Annotated in this window: 12 protein-coding genes; 10 read left to right on the forward strand and 2 right to left on the reverse strand. The window is 45.4% G+C overall.

The features are described from left to right. The 9 genes from R7R78_RS18895 (at window position 1) to tldD (ending at window position 15,481) form a co-directional block, all read left to right on the forward strand. Window positions 1-4,506, forward strand: coding sequence for a DUF6701 domain-containing protein (locus tag R7R78_RS18895; protein ID WP_225474131.1), 4,506 nt, complete (start codon window positions 1-3; stop codon window positions 4,504-4,506). 151 nt (window positions 4,507-4,657) lie between these two features. Next, window positions 4,658-5,701, forward strand: a complete 1,044-nt coding sequence (locus R7R78_RS18900) for a rod shape-determining protein (protein WP_005381144.1) — start codon at window positions 4,658-4,660, stop codon at window positions 5,699-5,701. 137 nt (window positions 5,702-5,838) lie between these two features. Continuing rightward, window positions 5,839-6,735, forward strand: a complete 897-nt coding sequence (gene mreC, locus R7R78_RS18905) for a rod shape-determining protein MreC (RefSeq protein ID WP_005381142.1) — start codon at window positions 5,839-5,841, stop codon at window positions 6,733-6,735. Next, window positions 6,725-7,213 (forward strand): rod shape-determining protein MreD, encoded by a 489-nt coding sequence (gene mreD / locus R7R78_RS18910; protein ID WP_005381141.1) that lies wholly within the window; start codon window positions 6,725-6,727, stop codon window positions 7,211-7,213. Before mreC ends, mreD begins: the two co-directional genes overlap by 11 nt. Before the next feature lie 4 nt (window positions 7,214-7,217). Then, complete coding sequence (locus R7R78_RS18915; RefSeq protein ID WP_017821310.1) at window positions 7,218-7,787, forward strand: Maf family protein; 570 nt, start codon at window positions 7,218-7,220, stop codon at window positions 7,785-7,787. An 18-nt stretch (window positions 7,788-7,805) separates the two neighbouring features. Next, window positions 7,806-9,275 (forward strand): ribonuclease G, encoded by a 1,470-nt coding sequence (gene rng / locus R7R78_RS18920; RefSeq protein ID WP_005381138.1) that lies wholly within the window; start codon window positions 7,806-7,808, stop codon window positions 9,273-9,275. A gap of 12 nt (window positions 9,276-9,287) precedes the next feature. Further along, the gene (locus tag R7R78_RS18925; protein WP_225474132.1) at window positions 9,288-13,169 is read left to right on the forward strand and encodes a YhdP family protein; all 3,882 of its coding nucleotides are present in this window, start codon (window positions 9,288-9,290) and stop codon (window positions 13,167-13,169) included. A 33-nt stretch (window positions 13,170-13,202) separates the two neighbouring features. Beyond that, a complete protein-coding gene (locus R7R78_RS18930) occupies window positions 13,203-14,024 on the forward strand; it encodes a carbon-nitrogen hydrolase family protein (protein WP_137282388.1) in 822 nt (273 codons plus the stop codon). An 11-nt stretch (window positions 14,025-14,035) separates the two neighbouring features. Further along, a complete protein-coding gene (gene tldD / locus R7R78_RS18935) occupies window positions 14,036-15,481 on the forward strand; it encodes a metalloprotease TldD (RefSeq protein ID WP_005381134.1) in 1,446 nt (481 codons plus the stop codon). Between the two features lie 66 nt (window positions 15,482-15,547). On the opposite strand, the gene R7R78_RS18940 is transcribed toward tldD, so the two are convergent. Continuing rightward, window positions 15,548-16,924: a PhoH family protein gene (locus R7R78_RS18940; protein ID WP_005381133.1), complete on the reverse strand. Its 1,377-nt coding sequence runs from the start codon at window positions 16,922-16,924 to the stop codon at window positions 15,548-15,550. Between the two features lie 561 nt (window positions 16,925-17,485). Here R7R78_RS18940 and rapA point away from each other — a divergent pair. Beyond that, window positions 17,486-20,395 carry an RNA polymerase-associated protein RapA gene (gene rapA, locus R7R78_RS18945; RefSeq protein ID WP_005388434.1) on the forward strand — a complete coding sequence of 970 codons (2,910 nt, stop codon included), beginning with the start codon at window positions 17,486-17,488 and terminating at the stop codon, window positions 20,393-20,395. Between the two features lie 109 nt (window positions 20,396-20,504). Here rapA and R7R78_RS18950 read toward each other — a convergent pair whose 3' ends face one another. Then, window positions 20,505-21,770, reverse strand: coding sequence for an NRAMP family divalent metal transporter (locus R7R78_RS18950; RefSeq protein WP_005381130.1), 1,266 nt, complete (start codon window positions 21,768-21,770; stop codon window positions 20,505-20,507). Window positions 21,771-21,796 lie beyond the last annotated feature (26 nt).

Raw genomic sequence — 21,796 nt, forward strand, 5'->3', positions numbered from 1 at the left:
ATGATTCGTAAAAAAATACTAGTGATGATTACATTGTTGCTCTTTTCTAGCATCTCTTGGGCCAGTCAAAGTTGTAACGTTAAAAGTAACAAAGATTCGTGGGACATAAAATTTAAAATAACCAATGCTGAGATGTCTGAAACCGTTACGGCAAAAAAGAAAAATGGAGCCTCGGAAACAATCGTTTTCTGGACAGATGCACTAAGTGAAAAGGCAAGCGCGATATTTGCTGATAATAAAGTGTTGAAAAACGAAGACTATGAAGTTTGGATTTTTTATGATCCTGAAAATGCTGAAGCCCACAAAGCTGGATTAGCAACGTATTACATCAAATCTGGAACCGATTGGGAGTTCGTTGAGAGTGAAGAAGCTGATTTTACGTCATTGAATGGCGCTAATATTGCTCTTTCGTCATCCTCTCCGAGAATTACGTCCTTAAGTTGTCACGAAAATACAGAACATCCTAACATTATTAATCGTTCTCCTAAATTTGAATTTGGCACGATTGATTGCTCTTCTGGGACTGAATGTACAATCAAATTCGATAAAAAATTTAATACGGTACCCCTAGTCTTTGTTATGCCCGTTATTGATGCAAATTTAACGTCTAGAGATGATGGGGAAAGGATTACAGAATATCCATCTACCGTCGGAGTAAAGGACGTAACCAGATCAGAAGCCACAATTTATCAAGATTTTGCTCCGGCTGATAAAGCTGATGATGATGTTGATTTTATTGATAAGGATAAAACACCAGTAGGTAAAATTGACTACTTTGCCATTGAGCAAGGTGTCCTCGAGCTTGAAAATGGCTCGAAAATTGTGTCAGGAACCCTTCCTATTGGAGCTGGGGATGACTATATCGGGGACGGTGTGGCATCACATTATAGTTGCAAGAAGAATGGCTGTAATGAGACCGAGCAAAATGATGGCATTGAAATTAACTTTTCTGACTTTGGTTTATCAGGAGGTTTTACTAAAACGCCAGGCGTGTTAGTTCAAACTCAAACGACAAGTAACAAAGATATTGGGATCTCAGAGCATTGGGCAACAGCTTTGGCTCGTGATGTAACACTAAGGAGTGCTGTTATTGCCTTAGATAAATCCGAGGTTTATAAAACATTACGAAACAAAAAACTAGATGTCAGCTTTAACCCTGTTTCTGAGCCCGAAGTCGTTGCTTTTGTTGCAGGACAAGGGGAGGGGTTTAAGGATGGTTTGAAGTTTTGGTTGGGGTACGGTGAGACGGAATACACTTTGAAAAAGGATGACCCAGTTATTTCTCCAGTCTTGGATGGGTGTAAGGTTTACACCGATTTTCCTGAAGGTGTAGTTTTCGATGAACCACCTGTTCTAGTGGCCAACAAGAACTCTCGTAAAGGTAACAATGGCGGTTGGCTGCGTCGATGCGATGTCAGAACTTCAAGTGTCGCACTTATTAATGAAGAGGATATGCAGCGAGATAAAGAAAGAGGGCATACTGATGAGCAAGTTGGCTGGTTTATGTTTGAAAAGGCTAACCCTAACCCTATTTGTTCAGTTTTTACTTCCCCTTTGCAAACCTGGGCTGAGTATGATGATCAGGATAATATCATCGATGGTAACGGGACGCTAAGTATTCAAAATGCAACAGTTAAAATCATAGGTACAAAAAAAAATAGTTCTGGAGAACGACTCGTTGGCTTTGAACAGAATAATATATCAGTTGCAAACCCCCAAACAATGAAAGTCTGTGATGGGCAAGCCTGTGTTGGAGATGCAGGGATGATACAGCCTAAAGAAGCATTGGGTGCTTTTTTAGGGGGGGCTAATTCGCTGAATTTAGCTGGATACACCGGTTATACCCAAAGTAAGGAATTGAGCGGTAGCGCGGAATACAAAAGTGTTAATATTCAAGAAGGTGGTACCCTCATTTTAAAAAACGGAACCTACTGGTTTGAATCAATATCCATGAATGGGAAGAGCGCCATAGTGGTGCCTGAGGGTGAAGAGGTTGTTATCCATACTAAGAAACTTTATATGACAAGTGCAAGTTTTATTGGCACTGTTTCTGACGATGTAATGCAAAGCAATACATCTAAAAATCCTGAAATTTATAGATCTAGCTCTCTAGACTTGGTTAAAAATGGCGGTTGGTTTGCTGATGACAGCTATTTAAGGATAAATGTACATAAAGACAGTTCGTTAAATGGTTCGGTACCATTTAAGATGGATAGCAATGCTATTTTTATTGGTATGGTTTATAACGAAAGTAACACATACCTAACCTCTAATGTTCAGTTTTATGGGGCATTGACGACAAAGGATATTAAGCTCGATAGTCATTCCCAAATAATTCGGTCATCAGGTTGCCTAGCACCAGTTAATAGCTATGAGCTTGGTATAACGCCAAGTACTCAATTGGCGTTGATGTGTGGCGAGGACACCCCAACATTCGATATCCTTACTCAAAACAACTCTGTTGGTGAAAGTTTAGAAGTCATTATTTCTATTCCTGATGCTGATAGTGTTGCATTTACTTTAGAAGCATCAGTTGGAAGCGGGAATGCTTGTTCGATAACGAGTAGTGCAGATCGTTGTAAGTTTATAAGCAATCGTAATGGCGAGCTTACGATTAGCGCGAAGGTGGACAACTTTGATGCTAATTTGGCTAAAACACGTTATCAGCTTAAAGCCATGCTTCTAGAAGATACTGATAATTCAAAAAGTGTCGATTTTAGTTTTGTCCCTTATAAATTTGATATCAAGTCTAGCAATCAAGATGAATGGGATAACTCTGCTATTTCAATGATTGCAAACAAACCTGTTGATATAGATGTTCGAGTACTTGCGTGTCCGCCATCGTCAGATCCGTCTTCTCCGGTCGTGCTCAAATATAATCATTCATTAAAGGGTGATGATGTATCTTCTCTAATTACAATGCCATCAGCGAATCAATCCGGTTCTATCTCGCTGTCTGGTCTAGATTTTAAGGACGGCCTAGCAAAATCTTCAGTTACGTTTACGGATTCAGGGGAAGCAACGATAACCCTAAAGGATTCAGAGTTTGATTGTGATAGTTTTGATGAGCTAAAAGACCCCGATACAAAAGAATGTCAAATCGACGGCGGTATCTTAAGTGGGGAGTTTTCTGTTAAATCGCGTCCATGGAAGTTTTCTGTTTGCCCTCAGAGCACTGAAGGTGAGTATGTTTCCGCAAATGGTAACAGTAAGAGTGGTAATGCTTTTGTTGCCGCTGGTCAGCTCTTTTCTGTTCGAGTCGCACCGCTAAAATACAATAGCCCAGAGTGTAGCGAGCAAGAACAGTTAACCCACAATTACTTTTTATCTGAGGCGTCTGCTGAGTTATCGTATACGCTCGATTCTCCAGTCGGTGGTATTTTAGGCAACTTGAGTGGCACATTGGTACGCAATGTGTCTGATGATAAAAAAATGGCCTATAGCTATGTTTTTTCCGATCTAGCCTATTCAGAGGTTGGAAGCATAAGTTTGTCTGCCTTGGAAACTGGGGCTTTTTATTCTTCAATAGAAGTTGATGGAGATAAAGGGGTCAAAGGTTCTCGTAAGATAGGGCGCTTTTATCCTGATAGCTTTGTGATCAATTCAACGAAATGGGATGCGCCAAAAAATCAAGGAAACATTTCGTATATGGGACAGAATTTCGATTTGGCAGAAGTATCGATACTCCCCTACGGTATGGGCAGTAGTGCGCCATTGAAAAACTACCACTTAATTGATGGCGGTTATCAAGCTAAGCTTGCCGTTCAGGGGGATGGAAAAGTATCAAACAGTTTAATTCTTGATACATCGCTAGGTGATTGGCGAGAGAACCCCGATGTATCGGAGACTTCACAGTGGTATTTGCAGGACGCTTTTGCATATGTGACTAAGCCCCTTGACGAAAATGGACCTTTCAACACAAATGATCGACTCTCAAAAGCTACAGAGTTTAGTCTTGAAATATCGGGTAAAGACCCTGTTAGATTTAAAAATAGTTCTTCCGAGAGCTACAGTGTATCTGCTGTACTTCCTAGCCAACCTCCCGTTAGGTTTGGGCGAATGATGTTATCTGACGTGGGGGGATATCAAGGGCAGAAGTTGACAGTTCCTCTTTCTGTGGAATTTTGGAACGGTGAGCGTTTTGTAACTAATGCAGAAGATAACAATACCTCAGTGATTAACTTCATTCAGAAACAAACACCAATTTGGCCTGCTGATGGAACTGATTGTTCAGTTCTTTTAGAGGGGAATGCTACTGTTTCTGGAGGAAAAACACGGAAAATTAAAGCCCAACAAGACTTAGCTACATGTCAATCTTCGGTTCGTCAGCAAACAGAAGTTTGGCTAGGGCTCGACTCGAATGGAAGCAATGTCCCTTGGCTCAAGTACAACTGGGACAATAAGAAAGCTGGTGAAGAAAACCCATCCTCCGTCGTCACCTTCGGTATTCACCGTGGTAATGACCGTGTGATTTACCGTGGTGAGCCAGGGTTAACCGGACAGTAACAACTTAGGTTTTTGCCCTTAAGTTAGGAAACTGCAAGAAATTGAGGCTTTCTGCTCATGTTTGTGTACCAATACCTTGCTGTGACAGCGAGGCATTGGTACATTTAGAGCAATTTTTGTCTTCTATATTTTTGCAGGATGAGCGAAGAGTATGTTTAAGAAACTTCGTGGCATGTTTTCTAACGATCTATCTATCGATTTAGGTACAGCCAACACTCTAATTTACGTAAAAGGGCAAGGAATTGTCCTTGATGAACCTTCTGTAGTTGCTATTCGTCAAGATCGTGTAGGTTCTGCAAAAAGCGTTGCTGCAGTCGGTCACGCAGCAAAACAGATGCTTGGTCGTACACCTGGCAACATTTCCGCTATCCGCCCAATGAAAGACGGCGTAATCGCTGACTTCTACGTAACCGAAAAAATGCTTCAGCACTTTATCAAGCAAGTGCACGATAACAGCATCCTAAAGCCAAGCCCACGTGTTCTTGTTTGTGTTCCTTGTGGTTCTACCCAAGTTGAGCGTCGCGCAATTCGTGAATCAGCACTTGGTGCTGGTGCCCGTGAAGTTTACCTAATCGACGAGCCAATGGCGGCGGCAATTGGTGCTGGTTTACGCGTATCTGAGCCGACAGGTTCAATGGTGGTCGATATCGGTGGTGGTACAACTGAAGTTGCCGTTATCTCTCTAAACGGTGTGGTTTACTCATCGTCTGTACGTATCGGTGGTGACCGCTTTGATGAAGCTGTGATCAACTACGTACGTCGTAACTACGGCAGCTTGATTGGTGAAGCAACGGCTGAAAAGATCAAACACGAAATCGGTTCTGCTTACCCAGGTGATGAAGTTCAAGAGATTGAAGTTCGCGGTCGTAACCTTGCAGAGGGTGTGCCACGAAGCTTTAGCTTGAACTCAAACGAGATCCTAGAAGCGCTTCAAGAGCCGCTATCTGGCATCGTATCAGCAGTCATGGTTGCACTAGAACAGTGCCCACCAGAGCTTGCTTCAGACATTTCTGAAAACGGTATGGTACTAACCGGTGGTGGTGCACTACTTAAAGACCTAGACCGTCTGCTAATGGAAGAAACTGGTATTCCTGTGGTTATCGCGGAAGATCCACTAACGTGTGTGGCTCGTGGTGGCGGTAAAGCTCTAGAAATGATCGACATGCACGGTGGCGATCTGTTCTCTGAAGAATAAAGGTTTAGGTGAAGCTCATGTCGGGCTTCACCTTCATTTCTGCTCTCTCTGTAATTCAAACATGCTCCATACCTAAAAGTATTTTTAGGTGCCAAGTAAGGCTCAATAATCATGGAAGCAATCAGGTCAAAAACAAGATGAAACCGATTTTCGGCAGAGGTCCGTCTCTGCAATTACGTCTGTTTTTTGCTGTCATCGTGTCGGCGAGCTTAATGCTGGCCGATAGTCGTCTAGATACGTTTTCCAACGTTCGATACCTACTAAACAGTATGGTTGCACCGATTCAGTACGCAGCGAATTTGCCTCGTAGTATGTTCGATGGCGTATTTGAACGTTTTAATTCTCATCAGGCATTGGTTGAAGGCAATCGCAGCTTAAAGCGAGAAGTGCTACGCCTGAAAAGCGAGCTTATCTTGCTCGACCAATATAAAGAAGAAAACCAACGCCTACGTAAGTTGTTAGGATCTTCATTTGTCCGTGATGAAAAGAAAGTCGTGACAGAAGTAATGGCGGTGGATACTTCACCTTATCGTCATCAAGTGGTGATCGATAAAGGCCGTATTGATGGTGTTTACGTTGGTCAGCCTGTTATCAACGAGAAAGGCATCGTTGGTCAGGTTACGTTTGTCGCAGCGCACAACGCACGTGTTCTGCTGCTAACGGACGCGAAAAATGCAATTCCTGTCCAGGTGATCCGCAATGATATCCGAGTGATCGCATCGGGCAATGGTGAAATGGATGAAATCCAACTGGAGCACATTCCAACCAGCACAGATATTCAGGTTGGTGATTTATTGGTGACATCCGGTTTAGGTGGTATTTACCCTGAGGGATACCCAGTCGCGACGGTTACCAATGTGGATCACGATACGCGTCAAGAGTTCGCTTCAATCAAGGCTGAGCCGGTTGTGGAGTTTGATCGCTTACGCTACCTACTGCTGATTTGGCCGAATGAAGACCGTCAACACAAAGTACTGCGGTCCAATGTAGATGAAGGGTTAGAGCAAGAACAAGAGGTAACCGATGGCCAATAATGTATTGAGTAGCCGAATGGTGATTGGCGTCAGTTTCTTCGTTGCGCTGGTACTGCAAACCATTCCATGGCCAGGTGTGTTAGATGTGTTACGTCCGTCATGGTTGTTCCTTGTCACGTGTTATTGGGTGTTGGCACTACCACACCGAGTGAACGTCGGAACTGCGCTAGTGTTGGGCTTATTGTGGGATATCTTGATCGGCTCAACGCTTGGAATTCGTGGCATGATGATGTCGATCGTTATCTACCTCGTGGCGCTGAATTTCCTGTTGATTCGCAACATGGCTTTGTGGCAACAGTCGATTTTAATTGCCTTTTTTACTGCGTTATTGGAAGTTCTGATATTCTGTGGGGAATATTTGAACCAGGACGTAGTATTTAATCCATTATCTCTGTGGACGGCGGCAATAAACTGTATACTTTGGCCATGGATGTTTTTATTAATGCGACGAGTTCGTCGTGCATGGCACGTAAGGTAAAGCGGTGAAGAAAAGCTTATCTCTCGTTCTCGCATCGGGTTCTCCGAGAAGAAAAGAGCTGCTTGCTCAACTGGGTTATGATTTTGAGATCGTATTGCCTGATGTTGAGGAAGCCAAACAGGCTCATGAGCAAGCACGAGATTACGTGTTGCGTCTTTCTTTGGAAAAAGCTCAGGCAGGCTTAGCGTTGGCTAAGCCTGATTCCGTTGTATTGGGCTCTGATACGGTCGTAGTATGCGATGACCGTGTGCTAGAAAAACCAAAAAGTTTTGAAGATTCAAAGCGTATGCTTACTGACTTATCGGGTCGTCGTCATCAAGTGATGACTGCGGTGAGCGTTGTATCATCGGAACAACAACATTCAGTGGTCGTTACCACTGACGTGTGGTTCAAACCACTGACTCACGAAGAAATCGAACAATATTGGCAGTCAGGAGAGCCATGCGATAAAGCTGGAAGTTATGGTATTCAGGGACTCGGAGGGCGATTTGTCACCCGAATCGAAGGCAGTTATCACGCTGTAGTAGGCTTACCTTTGTTCGAAACCGATCAGCTAATTCAAGAATTTTTATAATTGTTTTGAGGTGTGCACATGAGTGCAGAATTGCTGCTTAACGTGACCCCGAGTGAAACTCGTGTGGCCATGATTGAAGGTGGAGTACTACAAGAAATACATATCGAGCGCGAATCGCGTCGCGGTATTGTGGGCAATATATACAAAGGCAAAGTAAGCCGAGTGTTACCAGGTATGCAGGCGGCTTTCGTCGACATTGGTTTAGATAAAGCGGCATTTTTACATGCGTCAGATATTGTTCCTCATACCGAATGTGTGGCAGAAAACGAAAAACAGCAGTTTCAAGTCCGTGATATCTCTGAGCTGGTACGCCAGGGACAAGACATTGTTGTGCAAGTGGTCAAAGATCCGCTCGGCACAAAAGGTGCGCGTTTAACGACGGATATCACCTTACCTTCGCGTTATCTTGTTTTTATGCCGGGGGCCAGCCATGTCGGTGTTTCGCAGCGTATTGAAAGTGAAAAAGAGCGCGAGCGTTTGAAAAAGGTGGTGAACCATTACTGCGATGAGCACGGTGGTTTTATCATTCGTACCGCGGCAGAAGGCGCTGATGAAAAAGAGCTATCTCAAGATGCGGCATTTCTAAAGCGTTTGTGGCTAAAAGTCATGGAGCGTCGCTCAAAATACAAAACGCGTTCAACACTTTACGGTGAACTCGGCTTAGCTCAACGCATTCTGCGTGACTTTGTTGGCACAGAGCTCGATAAGATCATGGTCGACTCCCGCCTTGAATACGAGAACCTGAAAGAATTCACTTCTGAGTATGTACCGGAGTTAACAGATAAGCTTGAGCTTTACGAAGGTGACAAGCCAATCTTTGACATGTACGACACCGAAAACGAAATTCAGCGTTCTTTAGAGCGCAAGGTCGAGCTAAAATCGGGCGGCTATTTGATCATCGATCAAACCGAAGCCATGACCACCATCGACATCAACACGGGTGCATTTGTTGGTCGTCGTAATCTCGAAGAGACTATCTTCAATACCAATATAGAGGCAACGCAAGCTATTGCGCGTCAGCTACGTTTACGTAACCTCGGCGGTATCATCATTATTGATTTTATCGATATGGCATCCGAAGAGCATCGTCAGCGAGTACTTACCTCACTGGAAACGGCGCTGGCGAAAGACCGAGTAAAAACCAACATCAACGGCTTTACCCAGCTTGGCTTAGTTGAAATGACGCGCAAGCGCACACGAGAAAGTATTGAACATATCTTGTGTTCTGGCTGTCCTACTTGTGAAGGCCGTGGCAGCGTGAAAACGGTCGAAACCGTATGCTTTGAGATATTACGCGAGATTACTCGTGTGAACCGTGCTTACGACGCCGATAATTTTGTCGTGTACGCATCGCCGTTTGTTGCTGAAGCGCTATTGGGCGATGAGTCTCATGCGTTGGCAGAGCTCGAAGTATTTATTGGCAAGCAAGTGCGAGTTCAGGCTGAACCCCTGTACATTCAGGAACAGTTTGACGTCGTAATGATGTAATTTGGAACATTTGTGAATTCTGGTGTTAACCGTTTTGGGCGTTTTTGTGCGTGGAGTTTAGTTACTGTATTGGTGTTATTAGCCATATTAGTAACCACGCTTCGCGTCACACTGCCGCAACTTAACCATTTCCAAGATGAGATCAAAACCTGGGTCAAACAAGGCACAGGTTTTGACGTTTCTATTGCTAATGTCGCAGGGACGTGGCGCAATAATCATCCCTCAATTGCGTTACTGGGTTTAGAGGCAAATCTACCAAACGTGCAAGATGCACGCTTCGCTGTTGAAGAAGTCCAAATTGAGTTCGACCTTATTCAATCTCTTTTTCAACTTAAACCTGTAGTTGCAGACCTTACCATTCATAACCTCGCTTTAGACATTCACACGGTAGACATTCTGCCGACTTCTCATCGTCAAGATCCGAAGCCTGAAGTGGATAAGAGCGAAGTGAAACTCATTGACCAACTCGACTCACTTCTTTTACGTCAGTTCGAAGACTTCACTATTAGCGATTCACGGATTTGGTATAAGTCGGTGTCTGGTGAAACTCGCCGTTTAGATATTGAGCAGCTTCGTTGGAGCAATCAAGGGAAACGTCACGTAGCCGAAGGCACGGTTAGCATTGCCGATGTTCGCCTGAACTCATTGTTAGTAAGCGCTAACTTTAAAGATCATGGCTCGTTGCGCGATGTATCTGGTGAGTTTTACGTGAGTGCTCAAGATGTCTCGGTCACACCTTGGCTGACCACTTACATGCAAGAAGAGTCAGGAGCAGAGTCGGGTAAAGTCAGCTTAAATACTTGGCTAACGCTCAAACATAGCCAACCGCATGATGCTTATGTTGAATTGCTGCCTTCCGAGTTGGTGTGGAATGAAGATGGACATCATGAGCTGTTTATTGAGTCTGGAATTTTCAATCTTCGACCAGATAAACAAGGCTGGAAAGTAAATGGTCACTCACTTCAGATCAGAACCGATAATACCCCTTGGCCAGAGCTAGACGTCGCGTTTGATTGGCAACCAAACGGCTGGATGCTTAATCTCTCTCAACTCGACATAGAAGCACTCATTCCGCTCATCAAGCTGGCTCCAGAGTCAGAGTCGACCAGTGACCTTATTAACAAACTAGCACCGAAAGGTCGGGTCGAAGATGTCCGATTGTCAATGAACGGTGGTTTAGACACCTTACGCTACTCGGCTGAACTGGATGAACTCGCGATGACACAATGGGAGCTCCTACCCGGGTTTCATCACGTACAGGGCAGCGTATCGGGGGATGTGAATCAAGCTAAAGCAAAAGTCACCGTCATTGATGATGTCTTTCCGTACGGCGATGTATTCCAAGCTCCGCTGAATATCAAACAAGGTGAAGTCGATATTATCTGGCAGCAAGATGATGCGGGTTGGCGTTTGTGGGCGGATAAAGTGACGGCAGCAACGCCTGATCTTCAAGTCTTGGGGGCATTCCGTCTTGATTTTCCAAAAGAACAAAGCCCATTTTTATCGTTCTATGCCGAAGCGGATCTCTACAACGCGGGTGAAACATGGCGCTATCTACCGACTCTGGCACTTGGGCAAGACTTGACCGACTATCTTTCGACCGCGATTCAGGGTGGAAAAGTGAACACAGCAAAATTGTTGTGGTATGGCGAGTTAGGTGATTTTCCTTACAAAGAACATAATGGCATGTTCCAAGCTTGGGTTGGATTAAAAGACGCGAAATTTAGCTTTGATACGGCATGGCCAACCATCACGGATTTGCAGCTAGACTTGCTGTTTGAAAATGATGCCATGTATTTGGATTCAAAATCAGCCACACTAAATGGCGTTCATGCCAAGCGTATCACTGGGCGAATCCCTGAGTTGGCAGAAGGTGGACACATCGAGATTGAAGCGAAAGCAAGCGCGCCGGGTAATGAAGTCCGTGACTACATGATGGCGACGCCATTAGTGGATTCAGTCGGTGCCGCATTGACAGCGCTGCAAGTGAGTGGGCCCGTTTACTCTGAGTTCCAACTCAATATACCGTTTGATTTTGAGAAAGAGTCTCGCGCTTGGGGTTATGCCGATTTAACAGAAAATCGTGTTGATGTTGAAGCGCCGCCAATGACGCTTGAAAACGCCACAGGGCGTATCACCTTCGACAATGATGTGGTTACCACATCGGGTTTGTCGGCCGAATTATTACAACAGCCTATCTCTCTTGATTTCCATGGAGAGAGTGCGGAGCAAGGCTACAACGTGACAATTAATACACTAGGAGATTGGGATGTCGAGCCTCTCAAACCCTATGTCGGTGAGCGTTGGTTAAACCTTGTTTCTGGCCATGCGCCGTGGCAAATGGACATTGACTTGCAACTCAATGATGTTGGTTTCACTTATCAGCTTGAAGTGCTGGCGCAGCTAAATCGTCTGGCTAGTCAATATCCTTATCCTTTAGCGAAACAAATTGGCGAGTCTGGGCAAGCGAAACTGCAAGCATCCGGCAACCAAGAGAGTATTTCAGCAAGACTACAGATCCCAAATGTGAAGTATCAAACTGAGATAGATATCGCTGGCGATGTCCCGGTTCTGACTGCGACTCATTTAATGGTTGGCAAAGGTGGCTTCCGGATTAGTCCTATTGTCGGGCACGATGCTTCGGTGCGTGTCGAAGAACTGAATTTAGACCAATGGGCTGAGCTTGCGCAGGTCTCTGAGAGCAAGCCTTCATCGTCTGTTTTGGCAAGCATGAAAACGCCGACCATTCCATTGCCGACACGCATTGAAGTTGAAACGCCAAACTTACAGCTCGGTGGGATTGAGTTTCATGATGTGGATTTTTCAGCAAGCAAGAAAAATTTGAGTTGGCAACTCGATGTGGACAGTCAAGAGGTTAAAGGGAAAGCTAACTATCTGAAACCCTATGATCTATCGGTCTCTTTTGAGCACTTGCATCTGTACATCCCAGGGTTTGAAGAGATGACCAAAGAGCGCAGCTCAATCTTTGCGAGTGAAGATCAAAACGCACCTTTGATTACCAATTTTGACCGCAAGTTTCACGCTGAGATGCCAAACTTAACTTTGAACATTGATGATTTTTGGCTGCAAGGCTACAAAGTGGGCAAAGTGAATGTTGATTTGCAGCGTCGCCAGAACCGCTTGGAGTGGAAAAATATCACCTTTAGTAGCGGCAAAAACCGCATTGATATGAGTGGTTGGTGGGACCTGACGAAAGAGAGTAGTCATTCCAACTTAACCATGAAAATGAAAGGTGATAACAACACCGATCTTATGGAGCGCTTTGGTATTACATCAGGCATTCAACAAGCACCATTTGAGATCAATGCCAATATGGAATGGGACGGCGCACCTTGGTCAATGAAGACACAAACCTTGCAAGGAAACGTCTCAACGGAATTTGGTAAAGGCGTGATCAGTGAAGTTAGTGGTGCGGCACGCTTGTTAGGCTTGTTTAGCTTGGATTCTATCATCCGTAAGATGCAGCTCGACTTTACCGACGTATTCGATAAAGGCATGGCATTCAACTCGATCACGGGAACGGGCAAAATCCAAGACGGTGTGTTTATCACCAATGATATTGTAATGGATGCGTTAGCAGGGGAAATGCAAATCCGCGGCATCGCTAATATGAACAGCAGAATGGTTGATGCGGAAGTGAAATTCACACCAGACATCACATCAGGCCTACCAATGCTGACCGCGTTTGCCGTTGCGCCTCAAACTGCTTTGTATGTCTTGGCCATCTCTACGGTGATATCTCCGGTGGTTGAGGTCTTCACTCAAGTCAATTATGAAGTGAAAGGCCCACTAGATTCACCAACGGTGAAAGAAATTTCGCGAAGTAAAGGTGAATACAAGCTGCCAGAAAAACTGCGTGAACAGGCCAAATAACTCACCGAATATAATGGAATAGGGAGGAAACACATGGAGCGTGTTGGCATTATTCAAATGACTTCGGGTCCGGATATTAACGCGAATTTGGACTTCATTGAAAAACAGTGTGCTTTAGCGAGCAAGCAAGGTGCCAAACTTGTTCTTACTCCTGAAAATACAGTGCTATTTTCCAGTCGCGAAGCTTATCATCAACATGCAGAGCCACTTGGCAGTGGCATGATTCAACAGCGGCTCTGTGAAATCGCCAGAAAGAACCAGTTAACGCTGATTGTCGGAAGCATGCCCATTCAAACCGCAAAAGGTGTCACCACCACAACACTTGTATTGCCGCCGCACGGTAAATGCATTGCTCACTATGACAAACTGCATATGTTTGATGTCGACGTAGCCGATGGTTATGGTAGTTATCGTGAGTCGGATACGTTTATGGCGGGTAATCAAATAGTCGTTGCGGAAACTGATATCGGCAGTGTTGGATTGAGCATTTGTTATGATTTACGTTTCCCAGAACTTTATAAAGTATTGCGTCAAGAAGGGGCGGATATCATTGTGGTGCCCGCTGCGTTTACCGCTGTGACGGGGCAAGCTCACTGGGAAGTATTATTGCGAGCTAGAGCGATTGAGGCACAATGTTGGATTTTGGCAAGCGGACAAACTGGAACGCATCCATGTGGACGAAAAACATGGGGACACTCGATGGTCGTTGACCCTTGGGGACGTATCCATAAGCAGCTTCAGGATGAAGTAGGCTTATTGGTGACAGAGATAGATTTGTCACAAAGCCAACAAGTAAGGCAGAATATGCCGCTGACTCAACACAGTCGCTTTCAAAATGAATTGAGACGGAAATAAAAGAGCTAACTATGAGCACAAACCAAATAGAACAGGCACTCCTTGCCCCAAATGGTCTGACAGAACAAGACATTGCTGACACGCTTGCCAGCATTGCTACGCGCCAGATCGATTATGCGGACATTTACTTTCAGTCCAGCTGGCATGAGTCTCTGGTTCTAGAAGATAGCATCATCAAAGATGGCTCTTTTAACATTGATTGTGGTGTTGGTGTCCGTGCAGTAACTGGCGAGAAAACCGGCTTTGCCTACTCTGATCAAATCCAGCCTGAAGGCCTGAAGCAGAGTGCAATGGCGGCGCGCGGTATTGCTCAGCAAGGGCAGAATGGTAAAGTCCAAGCGTTTAAACGCACCGAAAACCAAGCGTACTACGCCGCTGTGAATCCACTAGCTGAATGGGAAAAGCAGCAAAAAACAGAATTGCTCAAATCTCTAGATGCTTACATCCGCACTAAAGAACCATTGATTAAAGAAGTCTCGATCAGCATCAGCGGTGTGCATGAGCAGATGCTTGTTGCGGCAACAGACGGTACTTATGCAGGCGATATTCGTCCTTTGGTGCGTTTGTCTATTAGCGTGCTCGCACAAAAAGGCGAACGACGTGAACGCGGTAGCGCTGGTGGCGGCGGCCGTTTCGGTTACGATTTCTTTTTAACGGAAAGCAATGGTGTGAAACAAGCTTTTCATTACGCAGACGAAGCGATTCGCATGGCGTTAATCAACCTTGAAGCAGAAGCAGCACCAGCTGGCATGATGCCAGTGGTATTGGGTTCTGGCTGGCCTGGCGTGTTGCTACACGAAGCGGTAGGTCATGGCCTAGAAGGTGATTTTAACCGGAAGGAATCTTCGGTTTTCTCTGGCAAAATGGGTCAACAAGTGACGTCTTCGCTGTGTACCATCGTCGATGACGGCACGTTAAAAGACCTTCGTGGTTCACTGAATGTGGATGATGAAGGGGTAAACGGTCAGTACAACACGCTTATCGAGAATGGTGTGCTGAAAGGCTATATGCAAGACAAGCTAAACGCGCGGCTCATGGGTGTAAATCCAACGGGTAACGGTCGTCGTGAGTCGTATGCACACTTGCCAATGCCTCGCATGACCAACACCTACATGCTTCCAGGTGAACATACGCCAGAAGAAATTATCTCGACGGTCGAGAAAGGTTTGTATGCGCCAAACTTTGGTGGCGGCCAGGTGGACATTACTTCGGGTAAGTTTGTGTTCTCTGCATCCGAAGCATACTTGATTGAAAACGGTAAAATTACGCGCCCTGTTAAAGGTGCGACGTTGATTGGCTCAGGTATCGAAGCAATGCAGCAAGTGTCTATGGTCGGTAACGACTTAAGTATCGACAAGGGCGTTGGCGTATGTGGTAAAGCAGGTCAAAGTGTGCCGGTTGGTGTTGGTCAGCCGACCTTGAAGCTGGACTCACTGACAGTGGGTGGCACTGAGTAACTCAGTCGAATCGTTATAAAAAGAGCGCTCATTAGAGCGCTCTTTTGCTTTGTGAGTCGGTGTCAATTACAGGTTTTCTTCAGCAAATTCCGCCAAGCGGCTACGAACCACACCGTTGAGGTGAATATTTGCGCTGCCTTCAAAGTTCTTGAAGCGCTCAACCATGTACGTCAATCCTGATGTCACTGGGGTGAGGTAATGAGAGTCAATCTGCGCCAAGTTACCGGAGCAGACGATTTTGGTTCCTTCGCCACAGCGGGTAATGATGGTTTTGATTTGTGATGCAGTGAGGTTTTGACACTCATCAAGCAGTACAAACGCATTTTGAATCGAACGGCCACGCATAAAGTTGATCGATTTAAATTGAATGTTGGCTTTATCGCAGATGTACTTCAATGAGCCTTCAGTGCAGTGATCGTGTTTATGTAGTGCTTCCAAGGTATCGGTCACCGCCGCTAACCACGGCATCATTTTCTCCTCTTCGGAGCCGGGTAAGAAGCCGATGGATTCACCGATATCTGGCGTGTTACGTGTTACGATAATTTTATCGAACATGCTTTTTTCAATGGTTTGCTCCAATGCTGCTGCCATTGCCAGTAATGTCTTACCACTACCCGCTGCACCCGTTAGAATCACCAAGTCAATTTCTGGATCGAGTAAGGCATCTAACGCCATTCCCTGGTAGATATTTTTAGGTGTGATGTCCCAAGCCTTACGATGCATTAGACGTTCGCGGCTCAGGTCGAGAAGCGTTAGCTTGTCTTCATTGATGGTTTCTACGCGACCAGCAAAGTCACTGTCTTCATCAATAACGTATTGGTTGATAAAGGTTGGGTCGAAGGGTTCGCGACTGAGTTTGTGGTAAGTTTTTCCGCCCAGTGCATAGCTTTCTACTTCCTCAATACCGCTCCAGAAATCACCTTCACGCAATTGAAAGCCTTTGGTTAGGTATTGAATGTCGTCAATCAGTTGGTCGGTTCTATAGTCCTCAACAAAGCGTACACCAGCCCCTTTGGCTCGCAGACGCATGTTGATGTCTTTCGTGATCAGTACCACTTCACGTGGTGCACGTTTATTTTGCAGATAAAGCACCGCGTTGAGAATACGGTTGTCACCGGCCTTGTCGGCGAAGGCTTTGACGGTTTCCTGCAGTTCAAAATCCGCCAAAATGGAAATGGTACCTTGGTCGGGGTTGTCTTTAGAAACAGGAATACCTTCAGAGATTTCATCTGGCGTTGCTTCTTTAAACAAATCTTCCAAGGTGCGAATAGCTACGCGCGCATCTCTTGCAACGTCGCGCTTGCTGTCTTTGATTCGGTCGAGTTCTTCCAACACGGTCATGGGGATAACGACATCGTGTTCTTGGAAAGAGAAGATGGCAAAGGGTTCATGAAGAAGAATGTTGGTATCGAGTACAAACAGTTTCCGATCGGTATCGCCCATAGCGTCTCCTTGCCGTAGTACGGCTCTGCATGCGAGTTGTTAGGTCGTTTCCAAATAGGTGTGAAGTGACCTAACTCTGATTGCTTGCAATAGAGGTTGTCGGGCTGATGTCGGCTAGTGTGCAACCGAGTAGCAAGACAACTTACTGCAAACCCGTGTTGATCCTAATCGTGTACTAACGCGCTTAAATCATATGCAATGGTTTTAAACGCCCCTCATTAGAAGTATACGTAATATTTACGTTCTACAACTTAATAATTGGCTTGAGTATTTTACAATTTGATTGCATTTAGAGTTTGGGAAAAAAAGTTTCTGCTTGGTGCGGTTTCGGCGTGACCTAAATCACAGCTTCAAGTAAGATTAGCGACCTTTTTCTGCGTATAGGCTACGTCCGATTTATCATGTTGAGCTGGCTTAAAAAATACTCAGTTCATACTGAAATGACGAATGCTATCGGCATAGCAGAAGCCAGAATCAGATCTAAACTATTATCCATGCCCACGGGCATGAGTAGACCAACAAGAAATACGAATCAAGAACTAATAACGAGGTAGTCAATTCATGACATTTGCTTTGGGGCAGCGCTGGATTAGCGATACGGAAAGCGATTTAGGTTTAGGTACCGTTGTAGCAATGGATGCTCGTACTGTGACATTGATGTTTGCAGCGTCAGAGGAAAACCGAGTTTACGCACGTAACGATGCACCTGTTACCCGAGTCACCTTTAATGTTGGGGATGTCATCGATTGCCAAGAAGGTTGGTCTCTAAAAGTAGAAGAAGTACTGGAAGATGAAGGTCTTTACACCTATTTCGGTACTCGTGAAGACACGCAAGAAACCGCTGTTGTTCTGCGTGAGATTTTCCTTAGCAACCAAATTCGTTTTAACAAACCTCAAGATAAGTTGTACGCCGGTCAAATCGACCGTATGGACAACTTTGTTCTGCGTTACCGTGCGCTAACCAACCAGTTTGAGCAGCATAAGAGCCCAATGCGTGGCCTATGTGGTATGCGTGCAGGTTTGATCCCTCATCAGCTTTACATCGCGCACGAAGTTGGCCGTCGTCACGCGCCACGCGTCTTGTTGGCGGATGAGGTAGGTTTGGGTAAAACCATCGAAGCGGGCATGATCATCCACCAACAAGTTCTGTCTGGTCGTGCCGAACGCATTTTGATTGTGGTGCCTGAAACACTGCAGCATCAATGGCTGGTTGAGATGATGCGTCGTTTCAATCTGCATTTCTCTATCTTTGACGAAGAGCGCTGTATCGAAGCGTTTGCGGATGCAGAAAACCCATTTGATACTCAGCAATATGTGCTGTGTTCTTTGGATTTCCTACGCAAGAGCCGCAAGCGTTTTGAACAAGCACTGGAAGGTGAATGGGACCTACTGGTTGTCGATGAAGCGCATCACCTTGAATGGAGCCAAGATAAACCGAGCCGTGAATACCAAGTGGTAGAAGGCTTGGCTGAACGTACTCCAGGTGTGTTGCTACTGACTGCAACGCCAGAGCAGCTTGGTCGTGAGAGTCACTTTGCTCGTCTGCGTTTGTTGGATCCAGACCGCTTCTATGATTACGAAGCATTCGTTGAGGAAGAAGAGCAATACGCACCCGTAGCAGATGCGATTACTTCACTCTTTTCCGGTGAAAAGCTACCTAATGAAGCAAAAAACCAGATCACTGAGTTGTTGTCTGAACAAGACGTAGAACCACTTTTCCGCATTATCGAAAGTGAAGCGGACGAAGAAGCTAAAGCGTCGGCACGCCAAGAGCTGATCGATAACTTGATGGATCGTCATGGTACAGGGCGTGTTCTGTTCCGTAACACGCGCGCGGCCATCAAAGGCTTCCCTACGCGTAACGTGCATCTGATGCCAATGGATATTCCACCGCAATACACTACATCAATGCGTGTTGCTGGGATGATTGGCGGTAAGATGAGTTCTGAAGCACGTGCGATGAAGAACCTTTACCCGGAAGAAATTTTCCAAGAATTTGAAGGCGATGACGCGAGCTGGTGGCAGTTTGACTCGCGTGTGAATTGGTTGCTTGAAAAAGTAAAAGAGAAGCGCAGCGAGAAAATCCTCGTGATTGCTTCTCGTGCGAGTACCGCACTGCAATTGGAGCAAGCACTGCGTGAGCGTGAAGGTATCCGCGCCACCGTTTTCCACGAAGGTATGTCGATTCTTGAACGTGACAAAGCGGCGGCTTACTTTGCGCAAGAAGAAGGTGGAGCACAAGTTCTTATCTGTAGCGAAATCGGCTCTGAAGGTCGTAACTTCCAGTTTGCCAACCAACTTGTCATGTTCGACTTGCCATTTAACCCAGACTTGCTTGAGCAACGTATTGGTCGTTTGGACCGTATCGGTCAAAATCGCGATATCGACATTCATGTTCCTTACCTGAAAGGCACATCGCAAGCGATCTTAGCACGTTGGTTCGATGAAGGCCTGAACGCTTTTGCGGAAACCTGCCCAACAGGCCGTGCTGTTTACGATAAGTACTCCGATGATCTGATTGAAATTCTTGCCTCTGGTGATACCAGCACGCTAGATGAGATCATTGAAGCGTCAGCAAAAATGAATAAAGAGCTGAAATCCCAATTGGAGCAAGGCCGTGATCGCCTATTAGAAATGCATTCAAATGGCGGGGAAAAAGCACAACAAATCGTTGAGAAAATTGAATCAACTGACGGCGATACCAATCTGGTCACCTTCGCACTTTCTCTTTTTGACACGATTGGCTTGAATCAAGACGATAAAGGTGAAAACGCCCTGATTGTGACCCCATCTGAGCACATGATGGTGCCAAGCTATCCAGGTCTGCCATACGAAGGAGCGACGATCACGTTTGATCGTGATACGGCTTTATCTCGTGAAGATATGCACTTTATCAGTTGGGAACACCCAATGATCCAGGGTGGTATCGATCTTCTTATGAGTGAAGGGGTGGGGACGTCTGCGGTATCTCTATTGAAAAACAAAGCGTTACCAGTCGGGACTATTCTTCTTGAGTTGATTTACGCGGTAGATGCGCAAGCGCCAAAACGCAGTGGTATCGCGCGCTTCTTACCGAAAACGCCAATCCGTTTAATGATGGACTCGCGTGGTAATGATTTGTCTGCTCAAGTGGAGTTTGAAAGCTTTAACCGCCAGCTCAGCCCTGTAAACCGTCACTTAGGTAGCAAGTTGGTTACGTCGGTACAGAAAGACGTACACCGCTTAATTGAAGCCGGTGATGTTCTTATTGAAGAGAAGGTCGAAGAAGTACGCAAACAAGCTCATCAAGATATGCAGCACAGTTTGAATGCAGAGCTTGAGCGTTTGCAAGCACTGAAAGCGGTGAACCCAAATATTCGTGACGAAGAAATTGAAGCTATCGACGCACAAATTAAAGAGCTTACTGGTTATATCAACCAAGCTCAGGTTCAGCTCGACTCGCTGCGTTTGATTGTGGTGAGCCACAACTAAGTAAGTATTTATTGCTCATTAAAAAAAGGTCTTCAGTTGAAGACCTTTTTCTTTATTTACGGTTTAGTTTCTTTATGCGGAATGCATTAATCACTGATAGCTATCTCATTTACATCAACCACTTCCACCAGATAAATACAGCCAAGAAGCCAAACAAGTAAATCAGGCCTGCAATCGACAACCACTTTAGTTTAGGTCCAACAGCCAAAGGCTCAGGTAACTCAGTTTTGCTCACTAAGGTGTAATTTAGCAGAGCAAAGAATGGCGTGGTCATAAAGGCGAGGATCATCGCAAAGTTCAGCATAGGCAATAACGCAGAAGCCCAGAAAACCACAATACCCAATGCAAGTAAGGAGACTACCAGCATGATCGCTGAAGTGGTTTTAGGGTTAGTGTCTGGTTGCGAGCGCAGTAGGCGTTGAGAATCCGAAATAACGCGCGAGTAGCCATCAATAACGGTAATCGTGCTGCCAAAGATACAGAAAAACGCAATTACCGCGATCAAGTAACGAGACCATTCGCCAATCGTTGCCGCATATAAGCCAACCAATTGGTGGGAGAAGCCAACGCCAGAGCTTTCAAGCGCAACGCCAGATCCATAAAGCATCAAAGAGCCTAGCGATACAAAGATAATGGCAAGAAACGCCGTGCCAATATAACCGACATTAAAGTCAAATAGAGCAGAGCGGTATGTTACTTCTTGCTGGCTTGATTGGCGTTTTAGCCATGCTGAGGTTAAACAGGAGATCTCTATCGGTGCAGGCATCCACCCCATTGTCACGACGATAAAACCAATAGCCGCAATAGACCAAGGTGACGGCGGCTCGAAGTTGGCCACTTGTTCAACAGGGTTACCAAAGGCTATAGAAACAGCGAGTAAAGTCGCGATAGTTAACACCGACATGATCACTTTAGATAGCGTATCGAGCGCTTTGTAATGGCCAGCAAATAATATGATCAGGCAGGTGACAATCACAATGATGCTGAGTGATGCCATTGATAGTGAAAACGGAATGAAGTAGCCCAGCAAGCTAGCGCTAAACATCAACAAAGCGGCGGTATTGATGACGGCCGATACCACGCTCAGAAATAGAAATAGCCATAGATAAGGCCGACCTAATTTCGCGTAGCCCTCAACCAAGGTCAGCCCTGTCCCCATGGTGTACTGTACGCCCGCTCGGAAAAAAGGGTATTTAAACAGGTTTACGAGCAGAATCAGTGCAGCCAATTGCCAACCATAAATCGCACCAGCCTTGGTTGATGCCACGAGGTGAGAGCCACCGACCGCAGCAGATGCCATTAATATGCCGGGGCCTAGCGAACGAAAAAATAAGGAAAGTTTGGATTGGGGTTTATCTATAACGGCGGAGTCCATTGCTTATTGTCCTTTTTATCTTATGT

It is taken from the genome of Vibrio sp. 2134-1, assembly GCF_033339495.1.

What these genes read in the sequence shown, in the direction of transcription:
- R7R78_RS18930 (WP_137282388.1), top strand. Translation starts at nt 13,203, where the DNA reads ATGGAGCGTGTTGGCATTATTCAAATGACTTCGGGTCCGGATATTAAC.
- mreC (WP_005381142.1), top strand. Translation starts at nt 5,839, where the DNA reads ATGAAACCGATTTTCGGCAGAGGTCCGTCTCTGCAATTACGTCTGTTT.
- R7R78_RS18940 (WP_005381133.1), bottom strand. Translation starts at nt 16,924, where the DNA reads ATGGGCGATACCGATCGGAAACTGTTTGTACTCGATACCAACATTCTT.
- R7R78_RS18950 (WP_005381130.1), bottom strand. Translation starts at nt 21,770, where the DNA reads ATGGACTCCGCCGTTATAGATAAACCCCAATCCAAACTTTCCTTATTT.
- tldD (WP_005381134.1), top strand. Translation starts at nt 14,036, where the DNA reads ATGAGCACAAACCAAATAGAACAGGCACTCCTTGCCCCAAATGGTCTG.
- R7R78_RS18900 (WP_005381144.1), top strand. Translation starts at nt 4,658, where the DNA reads ATGTTTAAGAAACTTCGTGGCATGTTTTCTAACGATCTATCTATCGAT.
- R7R78_RS18895 (WP_225474131.1), top strand. Translation starts at nt 1, where the DNA reads ATGATTCGTAAAAAAATACTAGTGATGATTACATTGTTGCTCTTTTCT.
- rng (WP_005381138.1), top strand. Translation starts at nt 7,806, where the DNA reads ATGAGTGCAGAATTGCTGCTTAACGTGACCCCGAGTGAAACTCGTGTG.
- mreD (WP_005381141.1), top strand. Translation starts at nt 6,725, where the DNA reads ATGGCCAATAATGTATTGAGTAGCCGAATGGTGATTGGCGTCAGTTTC.
- rapA (WP_005388434.1), top strand. Translation starts at nt 17,486, where the DNA reads ATGACATTTGCTTTGGGGCAGCGCTGGATTAGCGATACGGAAAGCGAT.